General features: G+C 38.9%; 18 protein-coding genes and 1 riboswitch. Of the genes, 10 read left to right on the forward strand and 8 right to left on the reverse strand.

Annotation, left to right across the window (positions count from 1 at the left end):
- Positions 1–141: 141 nt before the first annotated feature.
- The 3 genes from H5122_RS07330 to H5122_RS07340 all read left to right on the forward strand — a co-directional run bounded on the left by H5122_RS07330 (position 142) and on the right by H5122_RS07340 (position 3,709).
- Positions 142–624 carry a YajQ family cyclic di-GMP-binding protein gene (locus tag H5122_RS07330; protein WP_002958753.1) on the forward strand — a complete coding sequence of 161 codons (483 nt, stop codon included), beginning with the start codon at positions 142–144 and terminating at the stop codon, positions 622–624.
- A 188-nt stretch (positions 625–812) separates the two neighbouring features.
- Positions 813–1,607, forward strand: a complete 795-nt coding sequence (locus tag H5122_RS07335; RefSeq protein ID WP_182681806.1) for an ABC transporter substrate-binding protein — start codon at positions 813–815, stop codon at positions 1,605–1,607.
- 54 nt (positions 1,608–1,661) lie between these two features.
- A riboswitch (cobalamin riboswitch) is annotated at positions 1,662–1,846 on the forward strand.
- 36 nt (positions 1,847–1,882) lie between these two features.
- Positions 1,883–3,709, forward strand: a complete 1,827-nt coding sequence (locus H5122_RS07340; RefSeq protein ID WP_182681807.1) for a TonB-dependent receptor domain-containing protein — start codon at positions 1,883–1,885, stop codon at positions 3,707–3,709.
- Between the two features lie 77 nt (positions 3,710–3,786).
- Here the strand turns inward: H5122_RS07340 and msrA are convergent, their stop codons facing one another.
- The 3 genes from msrA to H5122_RS07355 form a co-directional block, all read right to left on the reverse strand.
- Positions 3,787–4,323, reverse strand: coding sequence for a peptide-methionine (S)-S-oxide reductase MsrA (gene msrA, locus H5122_RS07345; protein ID WP_024595951.1), 537 nt, complete (start codon positions 4,321–4,323; stop codon positions 3,787–3,789).
- A gap of 85 nt (positions 4,324–4,408) precedes the next feature.
- On the reverse strand, positions 4,409–7,507 hold the full coding sequence (locus tag H5122_RS07350) for an efflux RND transporter permease subunit (protein WP_182681808.1): 3,099 nt from the start codon (positions 7,505–7,507) through the stop codon (positions 4,409–4,411).
- Between the two features lie 3 nt (positions 7,508–7,510).
- Entirely contained in the window at positions 7,511–8,563 is a 1,053-nt protein-coding gene (locus tag H5122_RS07355) for an efflux RND transporter periplasmic adaptor subunit (protein ID WP_182681809.1), read from the reverse strand.
- A 246-nt stretch (positions 8,564–8,809) separates the two neighbouring features.
- On the opposite strand from H5122_RS07355, the gene H5122_RS07360 reads away from it, so the two are divergent.
- From H5122_RS07360 to H5122_RS07385, 6 genes are all read left to right on the forward strand, one after another.
- Positions 8,810–9,514, forward strand: a complete 705-nt coding sequence (locus H5122_RS07360) for a DUF2982 domain-containing protein (protein ID WP_024596874.1) — start codon at positions 8,810–8,812, stop codon at positions 9,512–9,514.
- A 22-nt stretch (positions 9,515–9,536) separates the two neighbouring features.
- A complete protein-coding gene (locus H5122_RS07365) occupies positions 9,537–9,869 on the forward strand; it encodes a hypothetical protein (protein WP_024596875.1) in 333 nt (110 codons plus the stop codon).
- Between the two features lie 69 nt (positions 9,870–9,938).
- A complete protein-coding gene (locus H5122_RS07370; RefSeq protein ID WP_182681810.1) occupies positions 9,939–11,588 on the forward strand; it encodes a DUF1566 domain-containing protein in 1,650 nt (549 codons plus the stop codon).
- 9 nt (positions 11,589–11,597) lie between these two features.
- On the forward strand, positions 11,598–12,116 hold the full coding sequence (locus H5122_RS07375; protein WP_039484834.1) for a DUF1566 domain-containing protein: 519 nt from the start codon (positions 11,598–11,600) through the stop codon (positions 12,114–12,116).
- A 165-nt stretch (positions 12,117–12,281) separates the two neighbouring features.
- The gene (locus H5122_RS07380) at positions 12,282–13,199 is read left to right on the forward strand and encodes an AAA family ATPase (protein WP_182681811.1); all 918 of its coding nucleotides are present in this window, start codon (positions 12,282–12,284) and stop codon (positions 13,197–13,199) included.
- Between the two features lie 11 nt (positions 13,200–13,210).
- A complete protein-coding gene (locus H5122_RS07385) occupies positions 13,211–14,248 on the forward strand; it encodes a general secretion pathway protein GspB (RefSeq protein WP_182681812.1) in 1,038 nt (345 codons plus the stop codon).
- 53 nt (positions 14,249–14,301) lie between these two features.
- Here H5122_RS07385 and H5122_RS07390 read toward each other — a convergent pair whose 3' ends face one another.
- Together H5122_RS07390 and putA are read right to left on the reverse strand one after the other, a co-directional pair.
- A complete protein-coding gene (locus tag H5122_RS07390) occupies positions 14,302–15,495 on the reverse strand; it encodes an HD-GYP domain-containing protein (RefSeq protein ID WP_182673358.1) in 1,194 nt (397 codons plus the stop codon).
- Between the two features lie 118 nt (positions 15,496–15,613).
- The gene (putA, locus tag H5122_RS07395) at positions 15,614–19,417 is read right to left on the reverse strand and encodes a bifunctional proline dehydrogenase/L-glutamate gamma-semialdehyde dehydrogenase PutA (protein WP_182673359.1); all 3,804 of its coding nucleotides are present in this window, start codon (positions 19,415–19,417) and stop codon (positions 15,614–15,616) included.
- A gap of 168 nt (positions 19,418–19,585) precedes the next feature.
- Here putA and H5122_RS07400 point away from each other — a divergent pair, with 168 nt between their 5' ends.
- The gene (locus H5122_RS07400) at positions 19,586–20,068 is read left to right on the forward strand and encodes a winged helix-turn-helix transcriptional regulator (RefSeq protein ID WP_024596882.1); all 483 of its coding nucleotides are present in this window, start codon (positions 19,586–19,588) and stop codon (positions 20,066–20,068) included.
- Positions 20,069–20,148: 80 nt separating this feature from the next.
- On the opposite strand, the gene H5122_RS07405 is transcribed toward H5122_RS07400, so the two are convergent.
- The 3 genes from H5122_RS07405 to H5122_RS07415 form a co-directional block, all read right to left on the reverse strand.
- Positions 20,149–21,138 carry a sensor domain-containing diguanylate cyclase gene (locus H5122_RS07405; RefSeq protein WP_182681813.1) on the reverse strand — a complete coding sequence of 330 codons (990 nt, stop codon included), beginning with the start codon at positions 21,136–21,138 and terminating at the stop codon, positions 20,149–20,151.
- Positions 21,139–21,322: 184 nt separating this feature from the next.
- Positions 21,323–21,703 carry a DP-EP family protein gene (locus tag H5122_RS07410; RefSeq protein WP_182681814.1) on the reverse strand — a complete coding sequence of 127 codons (381 nt, stop codon included), beginning with the start codon at positions 21,701–21,703 and terminating at the stop codon, positions 21,323–21,325.
- A gap of 20 nt (positions 21,704–21,723) precedes the next feature.
- Positions 21,724–24,978: a winged helix-turn-helix domain-containing protein gene (locus H5122_RS07415; RefSeq protein ID WP_182681827.1), complete on the reverse strand. Its 3,255-nt coding sequence runs from the start codon at positions 24,976–24,978 to the stop codon at positions 21,724–21,726.
- Positions 24,979–24,983 lie beyond the last annotated feature (5 nt).

A 24,983-nucleotide genomic window follows, 5' to 3' on the forward strand; every position in this document is an offset into this window, starting at 1 on the left:
AAATCGCTTAAAAAAGAGGCGCAAGTATATCAAACTAATTTAGTATCGCACCTGAACAAGATGCAGAAAAATGTAAAGATTTATAATTTTAGCGTTATAATTGCCACATAAAATTAAGATTAAATAGTTAGGAGTATACTAATGCCTTCATTTGATATTGTATCTGAAGTAGAAATGAACGAAGCTAAAAATGCGGTTGATAACGCAAACCGTGAACTAGAGACTCGCTTTGATTTTAGAGGCGTTGATGCATCTATTGAGCTAAACGATAAAACAATTAAGCTTAAAGCAGAAGCTGACTCTCAAGTTATGCAGTTGTTCGATATTTTAGCGGGAAAAATTTCAAAGCGCGGTATGGATGTAGCTAGTTTAGAGCTTCAAGATATTAGCCGTGCAGGAAAAAATGTATTTCGTAACGTTGGGTTAAAGCAAGGTATCGAAAAAGACATGGCCAAAAAAGTGGTTAAAGCCATTAAAGATTCAAAAGTTAAAGTACAAGCCGCTATTCAAGGCGAAGAAGTACGTGTGACAGGTAAAAAGCGTGACGATCTTCAAGAGGCAATGCAGGTAGTACGCAGTGCCGATTTAGGTCAGCCTTTTCAGTTTAAAAACTTTCGCGACTAATTTATAAACTGTTTTTAATAAAAGAGCTTTAATTTGTCTGTATTTGCAGACAGATTAAAGCTACTTAATTTTTTACAACTTTCCCTCCTTATCCTCTCGTAGTTCTGCATGTATTAATCCATTTTTTGATATTTAAGCTATTATATTTAATTGAATATAATAAAAATTTCACTCTAGAAGGCATTAAAATGAGACCCCATCAATTATTTCTGTTATTTGTTTTGCTTATATTTACTAAGCCAAGCTTATCAAAACCAGTTGATATTGATGTATTGGTCGAAGATGGTTACTTTCCAATTATTATAAACGCGCAAAAAAAGCAGGGCTTTGCTCCTGAGTTTATTAATATTTTAAACGACGCACAGGAGGAATTTAACTTTATACTTATTTCTTTACCTGTAAAAAGGCTTACTTTGTCTGTTGAAAAAAATAACTTCGACGTTTTATTTTTAATGGCAATGCAATGGTTGCCAAAAAAAACGCAGAAAAATATTGAAAAAACTGAATTTTATACCATCACCAAAAACGAGCTTTATACACTCAAAGAGAATGCGTCAGAACAAACTTATTTTGACAATCTGGACAAATTAACCAAAGTTGGGGTTTTAGGGTACTCGTATCAATTTGCAGGATTTAATACAAATACCGAATACTTGAGAGAAGAGCACCAGGTAAGCCTTACAATCGATGAATTCAATGTAGTTAAAATGCTGCTATTAAGGCGCGCTGAAGTCGGGGTTTTAAACAGTATTGCTTATCAGTATTTTAAAAAGCAGAATATCTTAAATATGGATTTACTATTTAAGAGTGACGTACCAGATGCAGTGTATGAAACACATTTTTTGATTAACTCACAATCAAATAAAATATCTAGTCACAAAATGGATGAAATATTAAATTTACCTACTACACAAATGCAACTTCAGAAGCTACTTGATAAGTACGGTATTCCTTCAAGCTATAATAATACAGCACTGAACTGAAATAGCTTTTAGCTATATAGACGTCCATTGACATTTGTAAACAAAATACTCACAATGACGGCATATTTTCAAGGTGCTTGCTAGCCACTTCATGTAATGATTTTTTTAGCAGGATAATCGGGAAGTTGGTGCGTTTTCATGATGACTACAAGCCCAACACTGCCCCCGCAACGGTAGAGTATTGCATGTTTTTATGTGCTTACTGAGTCCGGAGACCGGCCTTGATGCAATCTTACTTACTTAAATCTTTGCGGTGGGCAAAGGTAGGGGACCTCATGTTAAACAAAACAACTCTAGGCGTTGCAATTTCTGCTGCGCTTTCATTTTCTGTGTCTGGTGCAGAGCAATCAATTGAAAAAATAACCGTTACAGCTAATAAGTTTGAGCAATCAATTAACGACGTTTTAGCGAGTGTAAATGTTATTGAACGTGCTGAAATAGAAGCTAGTAATGTACGCGATTTACCTACACTTTTAAGCACGCGAGTGGGTTTTCAGGTTAATCCAAACGGTGGTTTTGGTCAAAATACAGGTGTGTCACTGCGTGGTACGGGCTCTGGCGATACGTTGATTTTAATTGACGGTGTACGTACAGGCTCAGCAACACTAGGTCAAAAAGCATTAAATAATGTCCCTCTAAATAGTATTGAACGCATAGAAATTATTAAAGGCTCTCGCGCGGCTGTTTATGGTTCTGATGCACTCGCTGGTGTTATTAATATTATTACGCGTGAGTCAGATAACTTATCCCTAAGCGCTACATTTGGTTCTGACTCTTATCAAAATTATCAAGTTGCAGGCTCTGTAAAATCAGATGATATAACAACAGCATTTAACGCAGGCTTTGAAAAAACAGATAACTTTGATGTACTGCAAGGCGTAGCACCTGATGAAGATGGCTATGAAAATAAAAACCTTGGGTTTAAAGTAAACTACACCGATGCACATTACGGCGACTTTAAGTTATTAGGCCAATACAGTGAAGGTTATGCAGATTACGACAGTAGCTTTAGCCCAGCAGACAGCACGATTGAACGAGATGATTTTAAAAACTATCAACTTTCTGCAGGTTGGAGTAAAAACTACACTAACCAAACGCATAGTATTGATTTAGCGCTTTCAACAGATGATTCAGATAACACTTATGTTGATTTTTCAGTTGGGCCAACAACAAGTACATTTATAACTAAACGCACACAAATTGATTATAACGGCCAGTACCTGTTATCTAATGAACTTAACATTAGTGGTGGTGTTAATTGGTACAACGATGATGTGTCGCATAGTTCGCAACTATTTGTTGAAGACAGCCGCGATGTACTTGCTGTGTTTGTAGGTGCTTACTACGATGCAGATAAAGTACTGGCTAATTTAACTGTTCGCCAAGATGATGACGAGCAATTTGGCGATGAAACAACGTATACCGCCGCTGCAGGTTATCATTTATCTGAAGATGCAATATTTCGTATAAGCCAAAGTACTGGCTTTAAAGCTCCTACATTTAACGATTTATATTATCCACTTTATGGTAACCCTGATTTACAACCTGAAAAATCAGTAAACCGTGAGTTAGGTTTGAGTGTGGATTTTGATATCGCGCAAGTTGATATTGCAATATTTAGAAACAATATAGAAGATAAGATTGATTACGATGCAAACTTTGCATTGGCTAATATCGATGAAGCACGCTACGAAGGGGTTGAATTTAGCTTATCTCAGCAGTTTTTTGGTTTTGATAGCAACCTTAACTTTGCTTACTTAAGCGCTGAAGACGAAGAAACTGGCGCAGAGTTGCGTAATGTTGCTAAACGTACTTTTAACTGGGAACTTGCAAAACAGTTTGGTGCTTTTGATGCAAGCTTAGACATGCAATACCGTAGCGACCGACAAGGTGCTGTGACGCGCTTAGGCTCTTATACACTCTGGAACCTAGCGGGTAATTATCAAGTAAATGAACATATTGAAGTTTCACTTCGTGTAGAAAACTTATTTGATAAAGAATATAACGCTGTTGATTCAAACACTGATTTTACAACGGGTGAAGTGTATTACTACAACACGCCAGAGCGTCGCTTTTTTGCAGGCGCAAGCTACCAGTTTTAACGGTATTTATTAATATTAGAAAGCCCGATATATGTCGGGCTTTTTAATGTGTAGCTAAGTTTAACTACTAAAATTAGCTAGTCAGCTAAGAACTCTTTAAATACGGTTTCAAACTTGTGTAACTTAGGTGCTATTAAAATACTACAGTAACCCTGCTGTGGGTTTTCGTTATAGTAATCTTGATGATAATGCTCTGCTGGATAATACGTAGTGGCAGGGCTGACTTCTGTCACAATTGGCTCAGCGACATGGCTTTGCAGTTGAGCTATCATTTCGTTGGTTTGCTTAAGTTGAGCTTCATCGTGATAGTAAACCACACTTCTATATTGTGTGCCTATATCGTTACCTTGGCGATTCAATTGTGTTGCATCATGCAGTGTGAAAAACATTGCTAAGAGTGTTTCAAAGCTAACTACAGTCGCGTCAAATTCAATTTTAACAACCTCAGCGTGACCGGTTGTGCCTGAGCATACAGAATCATATGTTGGGTTATTTGTTTCACCGCCGGTGTAGCCAGAGCTTACGGTTAGTACGCCATTTACACGTCTAAATGCAGCATCTATACACCAAAAACAGCCGCCACCAAATGTTGCTACTTGCGTTGTTGAGCTCATAAGTATTCCTAAAATGTATATGGGGTTTAAAGGCGAGCATAAATTGTATGCGCCGCAACAACAAGGTTACGGCGCAATTAAGAGGCTAGATCTCTTCGAAAGGTTTTTCAGCAGCTTGTTTGTCTAATTTTTGCTGTAAAAACTCAGGTGATTGAGTGTTACGTGCAAGTGCATAATATGCAGCAGGTACAACAAAAAGAGTTAGTAGGGTCGATATAATAACCCCAGTAAACACGACTACACCTATCACCATACGGCTTTCAGCGCCCGGACCTGAAGCAAGTACTAAAGGTACCGAACTCATAACCGTAGTCAGCGAGGTCATAATAATAGGGCGCAAACGCTGAGTTGCTGCTTGCAAAATAGCTTCACTAAATTCAACGCCTTTATCGCGCAGTTGGTTAGTAAATTCTACAATCAAAATACCGTTTTTAGCACTTAACCCAATGAGCATGACAATACCTATTTGGCTGTAAATATTTAAGGTAAGTCCTGTAGCCCAAAGTCCGAACATAGCGCCCATTAAACCAAGTGGTACGGTAAGCATAATGACGAACGGATGCATAAAGCTTTCAAACTGCGCTGCCAGTACTAAAAAGGTAACAGTGAGTGCAAGTATAAATACGTAGGTCATCGCTGATGCGCCTTCGTAATAAAGTTGCGATTCGCCTTTGTAATCTACGGCGCCATCTATATCGTTTTCTTGCGCGGCTACTTCGTTTAAAAAGTTAAGCGCTTGCTCAAGCGTATAACCGTCGGCTAAGTTGGCGCTTAATGTAATTGCGCGCATACGGTTGTATCGGTTTAAGCGCGATGCGGTTGCTTCTTCTTTTAAGCTGATAAGGCTATCAAGTGGGACTAGTTCACCGCTTCGTGATTTAAGGTATATATTTGAAATGTCAGTAGGGTTAGCAAAGTCTTCTTTTGTCCCTTTTAAAATTACATCGTATTCTTCACCACGGTCAATAAAGGTTGTAACACGGCGCTGGCCAAGCATTGTTTCAAGTGTACGGCCTACATCAGATACCGAAACACCTAAATCAGCAGCCTTGTTTTTATCTATGCTGACTAAAAATTGCGGAAAGGTTTCTTTATAATCATGATCGATTCTTACTAAACCAGGATTTTGTTCGGCACGTTTAATTATACGGTCACGCCAATCGGCAAGTTGTGCATAATCATTACCTTGCAATACAAACTCAATAGGGCGAGATGAACCACCACCGCCAATACCACGGCGCATAATGGCAAATGCACGAACATCGGTAACTTCTTGCATTTTACCGCTTATTTCGTCCATTACTTCCCATGTTGAGCGTTTGCGCTTATCCCAATCGGCCATACCAACAATAGCAACACCGCCGCTGCCACCCCAGCCAGGTACTCGAACAAGTACGCGACTTAGCTCACCTGCTTGCGAGTAAGGCATTAAGCGTTCTTCAATTTTAGCCATATTAGCGGCGTTATTTTCGTAACTTGCGCCCTCAGGGCCGCTCATCATAATAAAGAACGTGCCACGGTCTTCTTTTGGCGTTAGCTCAGAGGGAACTTGTAAAAACAACGAGTAACTTACAAAGCCCGCTAATAATAAGCTCACCATTAAGCCCCATTTACGGGTTATGTTAGTGGAGAGCGAATTACGGTAACTTACTTCAATTTTAGTAAACTGGCGGTCCATCCATTGGCTAAATTTATTTGGTTTGTCTGATACTTTAAGTACTTTAGAACACAGGGCTGGTGCAAGAGTAAGCGCTGTAACACTTGAGAAAAATACGGCAGCACTCACCGCCATTGCAAACTCAGTAAATAATGCCCCTATACGGCCATCCATAAACACCAATGGGACAAACACCGATATTAGTACAAGCGTGGTTGCTACTATGGCAAAACCAACTTCACGCGCACCTCTATATGCAGCTAGTAATGGCGGCTCACCCAGTTCAATACGACGGTGAATGTTTTCAAGCATTACAATGGCATCATCTACTACTAAACCAATAGCCAGTACTAAGGCAAGTAAAGTTAGTAAGTTGATTGAGTAGCCCATTGCTAATAAAAACATAAAGCTACCAACAAGTGCGACCGGTACGGTAACCGCAGGAATAAGCGTTGCTCGTATATTGCCTAAAAACAAAAATATAACGAGTACGACTAAACCCATAGAGATGGCAAGTGTGTTGTAAACTTCACTAATTGATTCTTTAATAAATACTGATGAATCGTAGCTGTCTTGAATTGTTGTGCCTTCAGGTAGGTTACGTTTGATTTTTTCAAGTTCGCTGCGTGCGTTGTCTACTACGGTAAGCGTGTTTGCTTTAGCTTGTTTTACAATTCCTAGGCCAATCATGTTGCGCCCGTTACCACGAAATAAGCTTTCGTCATCGGCAGCTTCTAATTTTACGTCGGCAACTTCACCTAAACGCACTAAATAACCTTCTTCACCACGTTTAATAACAAGATTTTTAAAATCGCGCTGATCTTTATAACTACGTGCAGTACGCACGGTAAAGTCACGATCTATTGATTCTATTTCGCCGGCAGGTAATTCAACGTTTTCTGTACGCAGTGTATTTTCAATATCGCTTGAGGTAATACCGCGTGCAGCCATTGCTTGGCGGTTTAGCCAAATTTTCATAGCGTATTGGCGCTCACCACCAATACGTACATTAGATACACCATCTACTACGGCTAAGCGGTCAACAATAAAACGCTGCGCGTAGTCAGAGAGCTGTAACGAGTCCATTGTTTCGCTGTTTAATACAAACCATGCGATTGGGCTTTCATCACTATTTGATTTAGACACTTCTGGTGGGCGTACCTGATCGGGTAAACTATCAAGTGCACGTGCTACACGTTCACGTACATCGTTAGATGCAGCATCTATGTCGCGGTTAATATCAAACTCAATGGTAATGTTTGAGCGCCCATTACGGCTCGAAGAGTTAATACTTTTAATACCTTCAATACCGGAAATTCGATTTTCTATTATTTGCGTTATTTTGGTTTCTATAATTTCGGCAGAAGCACCTGTGTATTCAGTGCTGATATTTACTATTGGCGTTTCAATATCAGGGTACTCACGAAGTGGCAGCATAGTAAATGCAACCAGACCAAAAGTAAGGAGTAGTAAATTAATTACTATGGCAAAAACGGGGCGTTTAACGCTAGTATCAGTAATTTTCACGTATTACCCCTTTACGCTTACTTTACTACCAGAGCGAATTTTTATTAGCCCTTCAGTAACAATTTGCTCGCCATCATTTAAACCCTCATCGATAGCAACCCAGCCATTATTTCTGCCAGCAACATGCACTTCAACCTTATTGGCTACTCCGTCTTGAATTTGAAAAACAAAGTGTTTGTCTTGTAAAGGGATAACCGCTTTTTCTGGCACCATTAAAGCTTGGTTACTGCTTAGCTCAAGTGCTGTATTTAGTAGCATACCTGGGCGAAGTAATCCTGATTTATTAGCAAAACTTGCAGTTACTTCAACACTGCGTGTTACCGAATCAATACGCGAGCTAATATGCGTTACCTTGCCGTTAAATGTCTGCCCTGGGTAGGCATCGTTTTGGGTAAGTACTTTCATACCCATGTTTAATTGTGCTAAATATTTTTCAGGTACTTTAAAGTCAACTTTAATAATACTAATATCATCAAGTGTGGTGATTATTGTTGTGTTGCTTACGTAGGCGCCAACTGATATTTCACGCTTACCTAACAGGCCTGAAAATGGCGCGGTAATAGTCATTTCATTTAACTTTGTTTTAGCGCTTTCTAGTTGAGCTTCAGTGGCATCAACACGAGATAATTGTTCTTCAAGTAATGACTTTGCCGTTGATTGCGAGCGTGAAAGTTCGGTAAGGCGATCTAACTGGCGTTTTTCCTCACGTAAGTTAATACCGAGTTCTTTAACTGCGAGTTGCTCTTGTTGGCTTTGTAACTGTACTAATTTTTGTCCTTTACTGACTAAGTCGCCATCTTTAAAATATATATCTGTGACATAATCGTTTTGCGCACTTTTTATATAAATAGCTTGGTTTGCACGTGCACTACCGATGGCCTCTATCATCACTGCGTTTTCCTCAGAGGTAACAGTATGAGCCGTTACTTCGGTAGACATTTGTGATGAATCGGCTTGTTCGCCGTGGCTAGCGGGTAGATATAAATAAACGCTAAATATTAGAAGTAACGTAATAATAAATGGAAAAAGTGCTTTACCTGATTGTCTTGAGTACATTGATTTCATACCTGAAAATGAATTGTAAGTATTGTACGAAATAAGACCGTGAAAAGACGGTTATGTATCTCATAAATTTGTGCGTTAAGCGTAAAAGTAAATAAGATTTATTCATTGTTCCTATTTTGTTGAGGAAAAAGCGGTAATGTATGAAATTTAAAACTAGCTGTAACTTATGTATAACAACAAGAAAGGTCATAATTTGGGGCATTATTATGTTTGTTTTTTATATGGTGTTTTACCGATATGGATAAATCTGACAATGTCATTAAGTTTCGGGCACAGGGCGCGCGAAACGCAATTGAGGCGATTGTTGTAGGTGCTATAGGCTTAGTCTTTATTATGTTATTTAATTTACTGAGGCCGGGTGAGATTAGCATACTTGAAATATTTTTAGTGAGCTTGTGCCTTGTGGCTATTTTTATTGGATTTTTAAAATCTCAAGAACCATACCATAGCCTTATATTGAGCGAATCTGAGCTCGTTTATTGCCACAAGTACGGAGCTTGGTGTATGCCTCATAGTAACTTTCATCACAGTGGAATACCCAAAGTAGAAGATGGCTTTGACTATTTAGAATTAAATGCGGTTGGCGTTAAGGTAAATGATATAGACGACTTTTTATCAAGCATAGCGCCTAGAATTGCAGGGAAATTATTAATAGAGCAGCGTAATTTATTTATGCAAGTTGTTCAAAAGCATTGCAAAAATGGCAATTGCCCATCAGAATGGTTAATAGAAGATACACATTACACATCCCATAAAGGGATAAGCTATACTGGGCTTATAGCCATGTTTGCTAATAGAACTAAGCACCTTCAGCAGCTAACAGGTTACGATTTATTATTGCCTGCCAGCGTGTTAGATAGAGATATTTGGGCATTTAGTGCTAACTTAAATAAGTGGAAGCGCGAGCCTAGTCAGTTTATAGCGTCGCAGCTTAGTAATTAAGCTACGACTGTAGGAAAGAAAAATGAGTCAAGAGAGAGCCTTTTTAAAAAGTGGTCGAAACACCATAATACATAAAGATAAAAAGCATGATTTAGTGATTGTAAACTCTGAAATTCATCCTCGAATTAAAGTAACGCAACATGGTCTGGAGCCATTTAAAGAAGAATTACCTAAAAACCGCCGTGATGCAAAAGAGCGTTATTTAGAAATGGTTTATGTAAGTAGCGCTGATGTATTTGGCGAAGAAAAGCAGTTGCTGTTTATTCAAGCTCTAGACGGGCGTGAATACAAAATAGATTACAGTAAAATCGGTACGAAGTTGTTTGTACGTATTCATCAAGACACATATATGTAGTACTTTAATGGCATCTTTATTGCTAGTGATTACACTATAGTAATTATTTGACATAATAAGGTGCTGCGTATGAAAGCGTTTGCTTTAATCTCCCTCATTTCTTGTAGTTTACTGAGTGCGTGTGGAGGCGGTGGCGGTGATAGCGATAATACAGTTGTTGAAACGTCTGTTAATGCTGGAGCCGATTTACAAATTATCGAAAAATCTGAATTTACCATCACAGCACAAGGTTCCCCCGCTGATGGTACGTTTTCATGGCAACAAGTTAGTGGCCCAAGCATAGAAGGTTTCCCCCTTGAAGGAGCTGAGCAAACACTTACTGCACCTGACGTAAAAACTGATAGTGAAATAATATTAAGAGTGAGCTATCAAAGTACAGGTAGTAGCGCTGTTAGTGACGACATTTCTATTTCAGTGAGCTCTAATAACCAACTACCTCTTGCTGTTGTTACACAAACATCTCCTGAAACACTTCCCTCTGTATACAAAGATACAGTGACTTTGAGTGCCCTAGAGTCGAGCGATCCTGATGATAATGGCCAAATTGATAGTTATTTGTGGCAATTGCTATCGGGTCCTGATTTAGATATTGAGAGTTTTAATGAATCAACTCTTAGTTTTTCTCATCCATTACTTGAAAGTAACGTGAATTTATCTTGGCAGCTAACTGTCATTGATGATGAAGGTGGCGAGGCGAGCACTCAATATTCAATGACACTCAACAAAACAAATGAGTTAGTGGATGCAAATGCAGGCGCAGATCAAAATGTTGAAGAGTTTGAACAAGTAACGCTTGATGCTACAAATAGCGAAACAGTTACCGATACCTATAAGTGTAAATGGCAACAACTTACCGGTAATAGCGAAACATTAAGCAATAGTGACCAATGTACAACAACATTTTTTGCCTCAGATGTTGATACTGAGTCTACATTGAGCTTTGAAGTCACGGTAACCGACTCAAAAGGACGCACAGATACAGACTCCTTATTTGTTGATGTATCACCCAAAGCACTTGGATTCATCAACGATAGTGGTGTTGGTGAGTGTTATAACAATACTCAACGTATTAATTGTGAGAGTGATGACTTTCCAGCGCAAGATGCAGAGCTTGGACGCGATAGCTATGCAAACCGCTTAGATAAAGTTGGCAAAGGTAATTTAGCGTTTGATTACACTAAACTTAATCAGTTTGCTGATGAAGTTGGTGATGATAGTAGTGACTTTACCTGTATACGCGATAATGTTACTGGGCTTGTATGGGAGGTGAAAAGTGTGGCATCTGGCACGGTACCAAATACTTCGCTACGTGATGGTCAAAATCATTACTTTTGGGATGTAGGGAATACGACTTTTACCGATACCAGTACAGCCAATTCAACGTGTCCGGACAATACAAGTTGTGGAGTACAAAGTTATATAAACGAAGTTAATGATTTAGATTTTTGTGGTGGTACAAACTGGCGATTACCTACTTATACAGAGCTTTTGGGCTTAATTGATTACGGTAAACAAGGGCAAAGCATATTAATTGATGAGGCATTTTTTCCTAATATTCCAAGTGAAAGTGCATTAAGCCATTTACGTTACTGGACCTCACAAACAGCAGCTGATGGTACCAGTTTATCTCAAGCGTATATCATTGATATGAGTGATGGTAACGACCTTGCTTATCCAAAAGAAAATACTGCTTATGTACGTTTAGTTAGAAGTCGTTAGGAGAAAATAATGAAATTAAAATTACTCTATGCACTAGCAACTATAAGCTTGAGCTTTAATATTGCAGCGGCGCAAACGTGCTACGACGGTGCAGATACCACAACACCGACAGATAGATTTACCATAAATGCAGATGGCACAGTGTCTGATAGTGAAACAGGCCTTATGTGGCAACGCTGTAGTTATGGGCAAACTTATAATACAGAGACACAACTTTGTGAAGGCTCAACACCTTCTCTTACTTGGCAAGAAGCACTTCGTGGTGCTAAAAATGATACAACCGCAGATTACGATGATTGGCAAATGCCTAACATTAAAGAATTGGCGAGTATTTTAGAGCACAGTTGCACAGAGCCGAGTATTAATGAAAACGTATTTTTGGGCACTAAGCTTCAAAACTATTGGTCAAATACATCGGGTGTAAGCACAATGAGCTCAGCGTGGGTTTATCAATTTGATAGTGGGTTGAATAGCTTACATGCTAAAACCAGTAATGTGTATTTACGATTAGTGCGCTACGAAGAGTAAAATGCATACAAAGATTAGACAGACAAAAGTGCAGCCTTAAAACAGCTGCACTTTTTTGTTTTACATAAATTTACGTTATTTCAATAATAAAGCGCTTACAACGTTGTCACTCAGCGCATTTTTTTGCCATTATAGGCCGTGATTTAATTACGAAGGAACATCACGGTGTATTTAAGCTATTTTGGCCTGAACGAAAAACCTTTTTCGATTTCGCCCAACCCTCATTACTTATTTTTAAGTGAACGACATAAAGAAGCCTTAGCACACCTTACCTATGGATTAGGTGAAGACGGTGGTTTTGTATTATTAACAGGTGAAGTAGGTACAGGTAAAACTACAATTACCCGCAGTATGTTGGAGCAGCTTCCTGAAAACACTCAAGTAGCGATGATCCATAACCCAGCGCTTTCAGAGCTGGAGTTATTAGCCAGTATTTGTGATGAGCTCAATATTAGTTACGATGTTCATAATGCGACACTTAAAAGCCTTACCGATATTATAAAAAAGCATTTAGAGACTAATAATAAATCGGGCGGGCACACTATACTTATTATTGACGAAGCACAATTACTTGCCCCTAACGTGCTTGAGCAATTACGTTTGCTGACAAATATAGAAACCGATCATAAAAAATTATTACAAATAGTATTGGTTGGTCAACCTGAGCTGCAAGATCTTTTGAAGCGCAACGAATTAAGGCAACTTGCCCAGAGGATAACGGCTCGTTACCATTTATTACCACTTACGCAAGGCCAAACAGTCGCTTACATAAAGCATCGGTTACATATTGCAGGGTGTGATAAAGGAATCTTTTCGATGGATGCCATGCAAGCTGTTCATCAATTAACTGGCGGTGTGCCACGATTAATGAACTTGGTCTGTGAGCGTGCTTTAGTTGGGACTTTTGCAAAGCAGCAGTTGATAGTTGATAGCGATATAATAAAAAAATCAGCCCATGAGTCTTTACCCATGGATTTTGTAGCACCGGTTAACCAAGCTAACAAAGCAACGTCATTTGTACCCTATAGCCTTGCATTCGCTGCTTTATTTGCCGTAGGCATTGGGCTTTCATTTATTTTATAGTTAGGTAAGTTATGTCTTATTTATTAGATGCGCTAAAGCAGTCGCAGCAATCAGATATGAGTGCTGAACAGTACGACTTACAATCTGAGCAGTTAAAGCAACAGCAAGCACTTAAGCGTTATAGACGATTAGCATTAGTATTTGGTACAAGCTTAGCTGCTTTTATTGCGGTAGCGGGTGGCTTTACCGCCGGAAAGTGGTTCCAGAGTACGACTTTATTAAACGCAGCGGAACCCGCTGTAATTAAGGTGGTGGAAAGCGAAAAATCATCGCCTAACAAAGACGTTAAAGAGGAAGATGTTGAAGCTGAAAAACAGCAAGTAGCTAAGCTAGAGCCTGCTAAAGTAGCTCCAACAAATACTGCAACGATTGAAGGGCAACTTGTGCATGTGCAAACCCCCAATGGTGTACAGCAAATGTTATTAACCCCAAATGGTCAGTATATTCCTATACCGTCGAGCCAAGTCACGAGCGCAGCAGGTTATAATCAGCAAAGTATGCAACAAGTAATGCCTGTTCAAAATTACAATCAGCCGGCGTTTAACCCACAAAGTAATTACAATCCAAATAATGCACAAAACACTTCGGTATTTGGGCAAAATCAAAATACCGCATCGGCTCAACTTGATATGAGTAAATATAAAGTATTGGGTAAGCCAATTAATGGCAGCACCCAATCTCAACAGACGAGTGACCCTGAGCTTGATGCTGTGCCTACAACTCTTAAAAATGCATTTGCGCAAGCTATACAAGATGTCGAAAAAAACCAAGATTATGAAGTTACTCAAGCGTCAAAAACGTCATCACGTGTTGAGCCTGTTGAGTTATTACCTGATGGTTTGCAATCAATGTTACCTAGTATTAAATATCAAGCGCATATATATTCATCGAGTGCTGATAAACGTTGGATCAAGCTAAATGGCCGAGAATTACACGAAGGAGAAAGCATAGGAGCTCTAACAGTCACAGAAATTACACCTGAGCAAAGTGTGCTAGATTTTGATGGTTATGAGTTTAGCTTAAAAGCTTTGCAAGACTGGCCGCAGTAAGCGCTTAGTTATCATGTTGAGAGCTCGGTAGAATATTGAGCTCTCAATAGTGCTTAGGATAATATTGAATTTTTATAAAAGCGTTCTAAATCAATGTTATATTCTTTAGGTTTAATCGCTGACTCAAGAGTGTCTACAGTTTTTTTATTAGATAAATCAATATCTTTTACTTCGGTGTAGCGGCTATGCTTAGCGCTGTAAAATGTTTTAACGACAGGTTTTAGTGGTGCCCCCGGATTACTCTCGGTGACCAAACCCACTCTTTGACTCGATAACCTTACAAGCGTTCCTACCGGATGGATGCCAATACATTGAATAAATTTATTAAGCAGCACAGGATCAAAGCTATCAGGGCACCCGTCTTTTAATATTTTAAACGCCTTTATTGGCTCCATGCCTGCTTTATAAACACGTTCTGCGGTAAGTGCATCATAAACATCTACAATTGACGCCATACGCACATACTGACTTATCTCGTCACCTTTTTTACCAAACGGGTAGCCTTTACCATCGAGTCTTTCGTGGTGCATACCTGCAATATCTACCGCGATTCCTGTTAAGCCAGAGTCTTCTAATATCTCTTTACTGAAAAGCGAATGCATTTTCATTATTTTAAATTCGTCGTCTGTAAAGCGGCCAGGTTTGTTTAGCACTTCATCAGGGATTTTTATTTTACCAATGTCGTGTAATAGTGCGCCGGTAGTCAGCTCAACAATAGTGTCTTTCTCTATATTTAAGTGTTTTGCAAAAATACCCATTAATATTGATACATTAATTGAGTGCTCAAGTAGGTAGGCATCTTTTTGGCGCATTTGGGTAAGGCAGGCTAGGGCATCTTGATTTCTAAAAACAGAATCCATAAAGCCACTTGCCAGTTCTCTAAACGGGGTTATATCTATATCACGGCCAGCTTTTATATCTTTAAATGCTTTTATTTGCAGTGTTTTTGCTTCGTCATAAAGCTTTTTTGCTTTTCCCATTTCTTGCTCAGCGCTGTTTATTTTTTGCCAAGGATCACGCTTTATTTTTGTTGTAGGTGTAGCGATAGGATCTTTTTCAGGGACTGAATCAATGAGGGTTTTATCTGGGTCGATTTCTACTTCTAAAATACCTGCTTTTATCAGGTTATTAATACCAGCTTGAGTTTTAACCCAGCCTTGGTTTTTAATTTTAATGCTGCCAGTTTGTTTGGTAACGCTTTGCACAAACATACCTGGGACTAACTTAGTAATAGGAATGGTTTTCAATTTCACGGCTTCAGTTGTTAATCTACTTTTAAACTAACAAACTTATACGTAACGACCAAATAAAAAAGGCACTTTACAGTGCCTTTTTTTATTTTTTAGTGAAAAACTATTAGCTTAATTATTCATCATCTTCAACAAGCGTCATTAGCGAGGTATTACCGCCTGATGCTGTTGTATCAATACTAATTGTTTTTTCAGTAATTAAGCGCTTGATTAATGTATCGTAATACTCAGAGCTAATTACCGGTAAAATTGCGCCTTTACGCTGTGCAAGCTGTTGGCTGAAGTAGCCTAAACGAGACGAGCGAGCGGCAACTACCGCACCAGCTAAATGAGGGTGAGCTAAGATAGCTTGTAACTGATTAGGTTTAGCTACTTGGAAAACACCTTCAGCAACACCTGTAGAGATAAATTTATCTTTAAAGGCAACAGCTTCATCGTAAAACAGCTCAGACGCTACAGTAATTACCGTATTACCTGCGGCAATAGCGGTAATGATAGACAATGCCCAGAAGTTAAATGATGTGCTCTTATCTGCATAACACACTACACAACCACGCGCTTCTAGATGAAGTGTATTAGACTCACCCGTTGGCCCTGGCAGGGTAGTAAATTTACGCATGTGCTTTTCAAGGCGGTTAAGCTGTGCACGAGCTTCTGATAATGTTAATGCTAAATCGTCTGCTAAATCGTCGATAATTTCTACCGTCGCGATTTTAGCAAGCAACTGACGTACAGCCGAAACTCGGTCGTTTAGTGGTGTTGCACGCCAGATTTTTTCATCGCGCATTGAGTTAGCCATTAGCTTTTTAACTTGCTCATCTGCACCGCTGTAGTGGTGTAAATCAAGCTCATCTGGCGTCAGGTTTGTCATTTGCACGTTATCTGGTGATGCCTTTTCTTTTACTAAACGTTGAAGGTAGTTAGGGCCACCGGCTTTAGGGCCAGTACCTGATAAACCACGGCCACCAAATGGTTGCACACCAACAATAGCACCAATCATGTTTCGGTTAATGTAAACATTACCCGCACGTGACATTTTAGCAAGGTACTCACAGCGCTCTTCAATACGTGAATGTACACCCATTGTTAAGCCATAACCTGTGTTGTTAATTTGATCCATCACATCATCAAGTTCGCTCGATTTAAAGCGAACAATATGAACACATGGGCCAAATACTTCACGCTTAAGTACTGATAAATCTTTGATTTCGTATAAACGAGGTGCAAAAAAGTATGCGCCATTTTGCGTGTTATCCGGAATTTTACACTCGTAATGAAGTATAGAATTACCTTTTAAGTACTCAACGTGCTCGTTTAAGTTTTTAAGTGCTTTTTCATCAATTACCGGACCAACATCAGTTGATAGTAACGATGGGTCGCCAATGTGTAGCTCAGCTAGGGCACCTTTAAGCATTTCGATAATGCCATCTGCTACGTCATCTTGAATGAATAACACACGAAGAGCAGAACAACGTTGCCCAGCACTTTGAAAACCAGAACTGATCACATCGTCAACTACTTGCTCAGGAAGCGCCGTTGAGTCGACAATCATACAGTTTTGGCCACCTGTTTCTGCAATTAACGGTACTTGAATATCGTTACGTGCAGCAAGTGTTTGAGAAATTAATGTGCCTGTTTCAGTAGAGCCTGTAAACATAACCGCTTGAATGCGCTCATCAGGAACAATTGTTTTGCCTACTTCAGAACCACGAGCAATAACCGGTTGAACAACATGCTCAGGTAAACCAACAGACAGCATTAGTTCAATAGCACGAAGGGCTATTAAACTTGTTTGCTCAGCAGGCTTTGCAATTACAGTGTTACCTGTAACAATCGCAGCGGCAACTTGGCCTAAGAATATTGCAAGCGGGAAGTTCCACGGGCTAATACATAAAATAACGCCACGGGCTTCAAAACGCTCATCTTGCGATAGCTCCTCAGCGCGCGCCGCGTAGTAACGGCAAAAATCAACCGCTTCACGTACTTCATCAATACCATCTTGCGCTACTTTACCTGCTTCTTTAATACAGATGGCAACAAGTTCGTCGTGATGACGCTCTAATATGTCAGCAACGCGTCGCAGTAAGTTAGCTCGCTCTCTTACTGGTGTTTGTGACCATGACTCAAGTGCAGCTTCAGCGTTAGCCAGTAATACTTTCATCTCTTCGCCAGTTTGCAATTTAACGTGGCCAATGATTTCTTTGTGATTTGCTGGGTTTTTAACAGCTAATGAGCCTTCAGGTACTTGGCTTTGCTCAATTAAGTGCTCGTTAAACCATGTTTCAAGATTCTCTTTGAAAGGAGTGATAACATTAATGTCGGTTAAATCCATGCCTTTTGAGTTAGCACGTTCTTCACCGTATAAATCAATTGGCATTTTGATTTGCGTATTGTACTTATTACGCAAGCCTTGCAATGTTTCTACAGGGTCTGGTAGTAGTGATTCAACAGGTTTTGTTGTATCAACAATTGCGTTCACAAATGATGAGTTAGCACCATTTTCTAATAAACGACGAACAAGGTACGCAAGGAGGTCTTCATGTTGACCAACTGGGGCATATACGCGGCATTGAATTTTTTCTTCGTTAACGATTTGGTCGAATAATGACTCACCCATACCGTGCAAACGTTGAAATTCAAAACCAGTGTTGTCGCCTTTTGCTACTTCTAAAATAGTTGCGGCAGTGTAAGCGTTATGTGTAGCAAATTGCGGATAAAGCACATCGCGCGCTTCAAGCATTTTAATAGCACACGCTTTGTAAGAAACGTCTGTTGTTGCTTTACGGGTAAATACTGGGTAATGATCTAAACCATCTTGCTGTGTGGTTTTGATTTCAGTATCCCAGTATGCGCCTTTTACTAGACGTACCATCATCTTGCGACCAACGCGGGTTGCAAGGTCTGTTAGCCATTCAATTACAAAAATAGCGCGTTTTTGATAGGCTTGAACCGCTAAGCCAAATCCTTGCCAATCACCAAGATCTTCATCACTGAATACCGCTTCAATTACATCTAATGAAATATCTAAACGGTCTGCTTCTTCTGCATCAACGGTAAAGCCGATATCGTATTTTTTAGCGGCAAGCGCAAGTTCTTTTAACTTTGGTACTATTTCTTCCATCACACGGTCTTTATGAGTGAACTCATAGCGTGGATGAATAGCAGAAAGCTTAACTGAAATACCCGGGCTCTTAATTGGACCACGACCATTAGCCGCTTTACCAATTGAGTGTATAGCATTCATGTAGCTGTCAAAGTAACGCTTCGCATCTTTCATTGTGCGCGCGCCTTCGCCTAGCATATCGTAAGAATACACATAGCCTTTTTGCTCTGTTTCGGCAGCACGTTCAATTGCTTCGTCAATGGTACGACCCATTACGAATTGCTTGCCCATAATTTTCATAGCAAAGTTTACAGACTTACGAATAACTGGCTCACCTAAACGACCAATGGTCTTTTTAAGCATGCCGAACTGTTGTTCTTTAGTTTTGTCTGTGTAGTTAACCATTTTACCGGTAACTAATAATCCCCAAGAAGATGCGTTTACAAATAAAGAATCGCTGCTTCCTAAATGAGAGCTCCAATCACCTTTGGCTAACTTGTCACGAATAAGTACATCTTGAGTTGCTTTATCTGGTACGCGAAGCAGTGCTTCGGCCAAACACATTAATACAACGCCTTCTTCACTAGAGAGTGAAAATTCATTTAAAAGCGCATCAACACCGCCTTGCCCATCTTGCTCTTTACGAATGTTCAAAACAATCTGGCGGGCTCTTTCCCAGGCACGACTTCGTGCTTTTACGCCTACTTCTGCAAGCGGTAAAATATGATCAATAACTGCATTTTCATCTATGCGGTAGAAGTCACGGATTCTTTGTCTGATAGGACAAGTAGTAGTTAAATCGCCGTTGAATAACATAAGCAACCCTCAGGATGTTAAGAATTAAAGTAAAATTAATTACCAATAAATTACCAGTGATATTGTGAGTGCATTCTAATTAAAATTCAGCAGAATATGCTGGTTAAATTTCGCGATTTACGATAATTTACAGGGTATAAATTTAACTTATCCGCATAAAATTCTGTTATGACAATTCCAAATAGATTACGCATGCTAGATCGTATTGATTTAGCCATACTAGACGTTCTTCAAAAGAACGGCAGAATTTCTAATGTTAACCTCGCAAAACAGGTTAATTTGAGTGCCAGCCCGTGCCTAGATCGTGTTAAACGATTAGAGCAAGAAGGGTATATTGAAGGCTATTATGCCAAGCTTAGCGAAGCTAAACTTAATCAGAGCTTAGTAGCGCATGTTCAAGTATCGCTTGTTGCTTCAAATACAGCTGTATTTAAAGTATTTAGAGAGCACATATTAAGGATAGAACAAGTAGTCGAATGTGACATGGTTGCTGGTGGTTATGATTACTTATTAAAAATTCGCGTTTCTAATATGGAAGAATATAGACAAGTTCTTGGCGACTTAGTAGATATTCCCGGCGTGGGTACTCATCATACTTATATGGTGATCGAAAAGATTAAAAAGGATGAAGGATTGTTAATCGATATTTAAGCTTTTCTCAAGTAATAAAAAAACCGCAATTGCGGTTTTTTTATTTTAGTAGATAAATGCTATACCAAATAGTTAGTACATCACCTTATGCATAATTTATTACGACCTTCCGACTTCGCTCTGTATAAGGCAGTATCCGCCGCGCATATTAATGCCTCAGATGTTCTGTATTGATTATTGTATTCACATGCTAAACCCTGACTTACACTTATTTTTACATTCGCTGGTAAACCGAGATCTCTAAAATTAATGTGGAGTATTTTTTCTTGAATACGCTTAGCAATCATTTGTGCATTTGAAATGTGCGAACGAGGCAGCACAACAGCAAACTCCTCACCACCATAGCGTGCTACTAAACTGTCTTTAGATGGTAAGCACTCTTCAATTGTACGAGCAACTTTTTGAAGGCACTTATCACCTTTTACATGGCCAAAGTTATCGTTAAATAATTTAAAGTAATCAATATCAATAAGTAAAAAGCTAAGAGGCTGCTTGTTAACTATGCACTCTTGCCAATTTTTTATGATGGTTTTTTCTAAAGTACAGCGATTAGCAATACCAGTGAGATGATCAAGTCTGGCTACGTTTTCCAGTACTTTATATTTTTTAACGTGCTTTGAAATATCATGCATTATACAAATAAAAAGTGGGGTACTTGCGACTACCGATTCGGGTAAACATGATATAGATAACTCAACATCTAAACAGTTACCATTATTTTTTCTTATTTTAACTTCTTTCGGACCATGGTTGAGTGGTGTTTGATAGTTGTTTTTCCAACTTTCAAACATGTATTTATAGTCATCGCGATACTGTTCTTGTAAACAATCTTGCCATTTTTTACCTATTAATGAATCAGACGTTACATTGAAAAAACGTGCTGCTACGGGATTTACTGATTCAAACACCCCATCTGCATTAACAATAAAAATAGCATCGGCCATGACATTAGTGACATTAATAATTGCGCTTATTTTTTCATTGTTAACGGTATTAGAAATGCTGCTGATTAATGCAGATACAGCGCTGTCGGTGTTGTTTGCTCTGCTATTTTCATTATTGTTAGGCATGGTGTTGCTCATTTTTATTGTTAATGAAACTTTATGTCTAGCAGTTTATTCAGTTTATCGTTTTTAAACCTTTCGGTAACCTTCTGATTTAAGTTGTTGTTATTTATGTTTATTTAAGGGGCGCTTTTAAATAAATTGCACCGCAATTAATATGCCTGTGCAATTTAAAAATAAGTATTACTAATTAGAGTTCTTTTTCATTCTTAACTTGAGGATCAGCGCTTTCATATTTATTGCCATTACACTCAACGTTAAAGATTAAGCATACAGAGCCATTATTTTCATCTGTGTCGGTAATGATAATTGTGTGGCTGTTGTCACTTACTTTATAGCTGAAGTCTTGGGCGCATGGTTTTTGTGTGTCGATATCGGTGATAGTAGCGCCAGTAAATACGAAACCATTTTGAATTGTGGCGTCGTCTAAATTGTAGTTGCCAGCGGTTTCAGTTCTTACAACACCACCGCCAGTAGCGGGTTCGCCATTTTTTGTATAGCTAAAAATAGCTTCACCGTTGTTAAGTTTAATATTTACTTGAAAGTCGACATTTTCTAGGGTGTTATTCATATCATTTCCTTTATGAGTAATTATAGTTGGAAGTTCGTAATGCCTAATTTACCTAGGCTTGTTTTTATTTCTGATATCTCGTCTTCTCTGTTTAAACAGGTATAAGCTTGTACTAGTGGGTATGTTATTTTTACGCTCTGACTTATTTTTGCAGCTTCAGAAATTGCTTTGATAGCACTTAAACAAAATTGCTCTCGCTGTTTATTAGTTGTAGCTAAGTTTGCTTGGATTAAGTTTATTCTTGTATATACTAAGTAATCACCAGTTTTAGTTAGGCTGGCTAATTGATGTTTGTAGTTTTCATTATTCTCAAGCTCAGTTAATAACTCCTGCGCTTTGAGTGGTGATTGTCTATTTATAAAATATTGAATCAGTGTAATTTGTGTATTAATAGTGCTGGTATTTTTAAAATTTTGAGATTTTAAAAAATTAATTATTTTTTCAATTGTTGAGCCAGTAGCTTCATCAGTAGATAGCATTAGTGAATGTGCTAAAGAGCGATAATACATAAGCTGAAATTTATTGTTTTTTGGATCTTGTACTAAAGCTTCATTGATAACTTGATTAGCCAAGCTGGCTTTTTTATGGGCCATCCGTTTATCACTCAAATAGCTCAGTAAATAACTTTGTTGCATATATAGGTTTGCTGACGTGTAAAAAAGGCTTGCATCACGAGGGTAGTCAGCAATCAATTTTGTGATTACGCCAACTGCACCTTCCAATATATTAACTGCTTCATTAAAGTTACTTAGCTTCTCTTCTGTTTTTGCAAGCCAACTAATCGTATCGGATTTATCTCGAAGTAAATCTTTGTTATTAGGTTTCAGTTTAAGCGCTTTATTTTTAAGTAAAAGTGACTCTGCAAAGTTCTTTTTTGCAGCGCTGTAGTTGGATTTTTTTATGTATAAAGAACCTAAAGAATTAGATGAATACGATAATTCCATAATGGAGTTAAAATCATTGGCTGCCAGCGCATACATTTTTTTACTGTAAGCGTGGTATTTTTTAAACATTTGCTCAGTAACTTGATGATCATTTTGATCATAAGCTAATTGACCAAGCCAAAAGGCATTGGCGCCTGCAAGCGTTAGTAGCTCTAAGTTGTCAGGCTGTATTTGTAATAATGCCTCAAGGCGGGTGCGGGCGTTTTCAAAGGCGGTAAAGGCTTCATCGGTTTTACCTCGCGAATAAGCTACTTCACCCATTGCTTCGAGGGTTTGTGCGTACTGAAAACGGTTGTTAAATTGTGCTTTATTATCGCTAAAGCTAAAAAGTGAACTTGAATCGTCAGTTTGATCAGTAAAATACTCAAGTGCTTTATTACTAATACCATCAAGTAAGTCCATACGTTCAACGCTACGTAATTTATCGGCAAAGTCGCCGACCATAAACCCCAGTAAGCTTTCGGCCTCAAGCTGTTTTTTTTGCGCATGTTGTTGGGCTTTAAAACTAGTGAAGCTCATTAATAACGCGGTAAATGTAAGTAAGCACAATAAAGTAACGGTCACTCGTTTTGCTCTTATTTTTGTTTTTGTTTTTTTTACAGAGCTTTTGATAAGAGCATGCTCGTTATCATCTAATTTAAACAGTTTGTCGTTAAGTAATAGGTGCGCTTCTTGTAGCGGTTTACCTGGCGCTAGGAGGTAAGCACTACTTTTACCTTCATCTACCCAATTTTGTGCTTGATGTTGTAAACGACTTTTTATTGCTAAGGCATCTTTATGGTCATTAATCCATTGTTTTGCGCGCGGCCATTGACGCAATAATGCCTCGTGAGCAAGGCTAAAACAGGCTTCTTGGTTTTGTAAATGCGATACAAATAAACGGCTATCGACCATGGCTTGCACAAGCTCTTTTTGGCTTGTGTTTGTTAATGTTTGCCAGCGGGCAGCGCGGCTCGTAATGGTTTTACCATCTGGGTTTAAAGTGATCAGTTGTGATAATACGCTTTTTAGTTGCTGCTGTTGCTCATTACTAAGGTCAATAAATATATCTTCTGCTTTTTTGCCTATGGCGCCCTCAATACCCCCGAGTTTTTTGTAAACACTGTACAGTAGCTCGTTATTATCACTGCGCTGTAAGTACAGCTCTTGCAATGTGTATTGCAGCATGGGCAATGCATCGGGGTTATTGGCGGTATCGGCGCACAATATTTCATCCAGTGGTGTTTGAGTTTGTGGGTCATTGGAGAACGTTAAATTAGCGGTTAACGCTGGCAGGCGAATAATTTGTTGGAGTTCTTGGCGGTTTGGCGGTGTTAAATCGTAGTGCGCGCCATGAGCTTTGCCTGCCATTAAACTTGGTTGTTCAACCACTAAAGGGTAAAAGTCGTTACGACACGCACTAAATACAATCACAGCTTTAGAGATTGCTAAGCGTTCAATAACCGATAAAAAATGGCTGCGTGTTTCGCTACTAAATATAGGAGAAGAAAGCAGTACTTCTAAGCGGTCAATAAATAAAAATAACTGGGGTGTTTTAAGTTGTGTAGAGGCTTTACTAAGTGCAGCTTGTATGGCGTTAATTACGCCATCTATTGCCAATTCTAGTTGCTCTGCAAGTGTTTGCGCGCTTAATCCTTCAAACACAGGCTGGGCGTTTATATCCCAATCAAGTAATGCAGAAGCTAAATCTAAAAAAAGTCTATTTTTATGCACATCTGCAAAGTCGATCTGGGTGTAGGAAATAACCCCGATGCCATTATAGCCTCGCTCATCTAGCAGTCTTGGTAAAATTCCAGCATTAACAAGCGAGGATTTACCTGTACCACTAGGGCCAAGTATTAAGCAAAAAGCACGACCGTAATTTACCTGGCTAGATATCCTTTCCAGCAGGGTAGCTATAGGTTGGGTACGGCCAAAAAAAACGTGGGTATCATTTGGGTTATATGCACGCAGGCCTAAGAAAGGGGATCCTCCCTGCCATGTACTTTTAGTGCTTGGGATAGGATCTGCTAACGGAAAAGATAATTTTGCAATAATGCGGTAGCCACGTTTACGGATAGTTTCAATATAATGTGGTTCATTGGCTTTATCACCGAGCGCTTTTCTTAGCTGAGTGATAGTTTTATGTAATGGATTATCGCCAATATCAGTATTTTTCCAGCATTTATTGAGCAATTCGTCGCTGCTTACAATGTCGCCATTTTGTTGACACAAATGCAATAAAACTTCCATCGCTTTGGGCTCTAACTGTTTAGCTTTACCAGTGAGTTGAATTGAGTTAGTTGAAGGTGTTACTTGCCAATCGCCTAGGTAGAAGGGGTTGCGCATCATCATTA

It is taken from the genome of Pseudoalteromonas sp. SG43-8 (assembly GCF_014164245.1).
GTDB classification, from domain to species: Bacteria; Pseudomonadota; Gammaproteobacteria; order Enterobacterales; family Alteromonadaceae; genus Pseudoalteromonas; species Pseudoalteromonas distincta.

Excerpts from the sequence above, each read along its gene's own strand:
- H5122_RS07330 (WP_002958753.1), top strand. The coding sequence starts at position 142 with ATGCCTTCATTTGATATTGTATCTGAAGTAGAAATGAACGAAGCTAAA.
- H5122_RS07335 (WP_182681806.1), top strand. The coding sequence starts at position 813 with ATGAGACCCCATCAATTATTTCTGTTATTTGTTTTGCTTATATTTACT.
- H5122_RS07340 (WP_182681807.1), top strand. The coding sequence starts at position 1,883 with ATGTTAAACAAAACAACTCTAGGCGTTGCAATTTCTGCTGCGCTTTCA.
- msrA (WP_024595951.1), bottom strand. The coding sequence starts at position 4,323 with ATGAGCTCAACAACGCAAGTAGCAACATTTGGTGGCGGCTGTTTTTGG.
- H5122_RS07355 (WP_182681809.1), bottom strand. The coding sequence starts at position 8,563 with ATGTACTCAAGACAATCAGGTAAAGCACTTTTTCCATTTATTATTACG.
- H5122_RS07360 (WP_024596874.1), top strand. The coding sequence starts at position 8,810 with ATGGATAAATCTGACAATGTCATTAAGTTTCGGGCACAGGGCGCGCGA.
- H5122_RS07365 (WP_024596875.1), top strand. The coding sequence starts at position 9,537 with ATGAGTCAAGAGAGAGCCTTTTTAAAAAGTGGTCGAAACACCATAATA.
- H5122_RS07370 (WP_182681810.1), top strand. The coding sequence starts at position 9,939 with ATGAAAGCGTTTGCTTTAATCTCCCTCATTTCTTGTAGTTTACTGAGT.
- H5122_RS07375 (WP_039484834.1), top strand. The coding sequence starts at position 11,598 with ATGAAATTAAAATTACTCTATGCACTAGCAACTATAAGCTTGAGCTTT.
- H5122_RS07385 (WP_182681812.1), top strand. The coding sequence starts at position 13,211 with ATGTCTTATTTATTAGATGCGCTAAAGCAGTCGCAGCAATCAGATATG.
- putA (WP_182673359.1), bottom strand. The coding sequence starts at position 19,417 with ATGTTATTCAACGGCGATTTAACTACTACTTGTCCTATCAGACAAAGA.
- H5122_RS07400 (WP_024596882.1), top strand. The coding sequence starts at position 19,586 with ATGACAATTCCAAATAGATTACGCATGCTAGATCGTATTGATTTAGCC.
- H5122_RS07405 (WP_182681813.1), bottom strand. The coding sequence starts at position 21,138 with ATGCCTAACAATAATGAAAATAGCAGAGCAAACAACACCGACAGCGCT.
- H5122_RS07410 (WP_182681814.1), bottom strand. The coding sequence starts at position 21,703 with ATGAATAACACCCTAGAAAATGTCGACTTTCAAGTAAATATTAAACTT.
- H5122_RS07415 (WP_182681827.1), bottom strand. The coding sequence starts at position 24,978 with ATGATGCGCAACCCCTTCTACCTAGGCGATTGGCAAGTAACACCTTCA.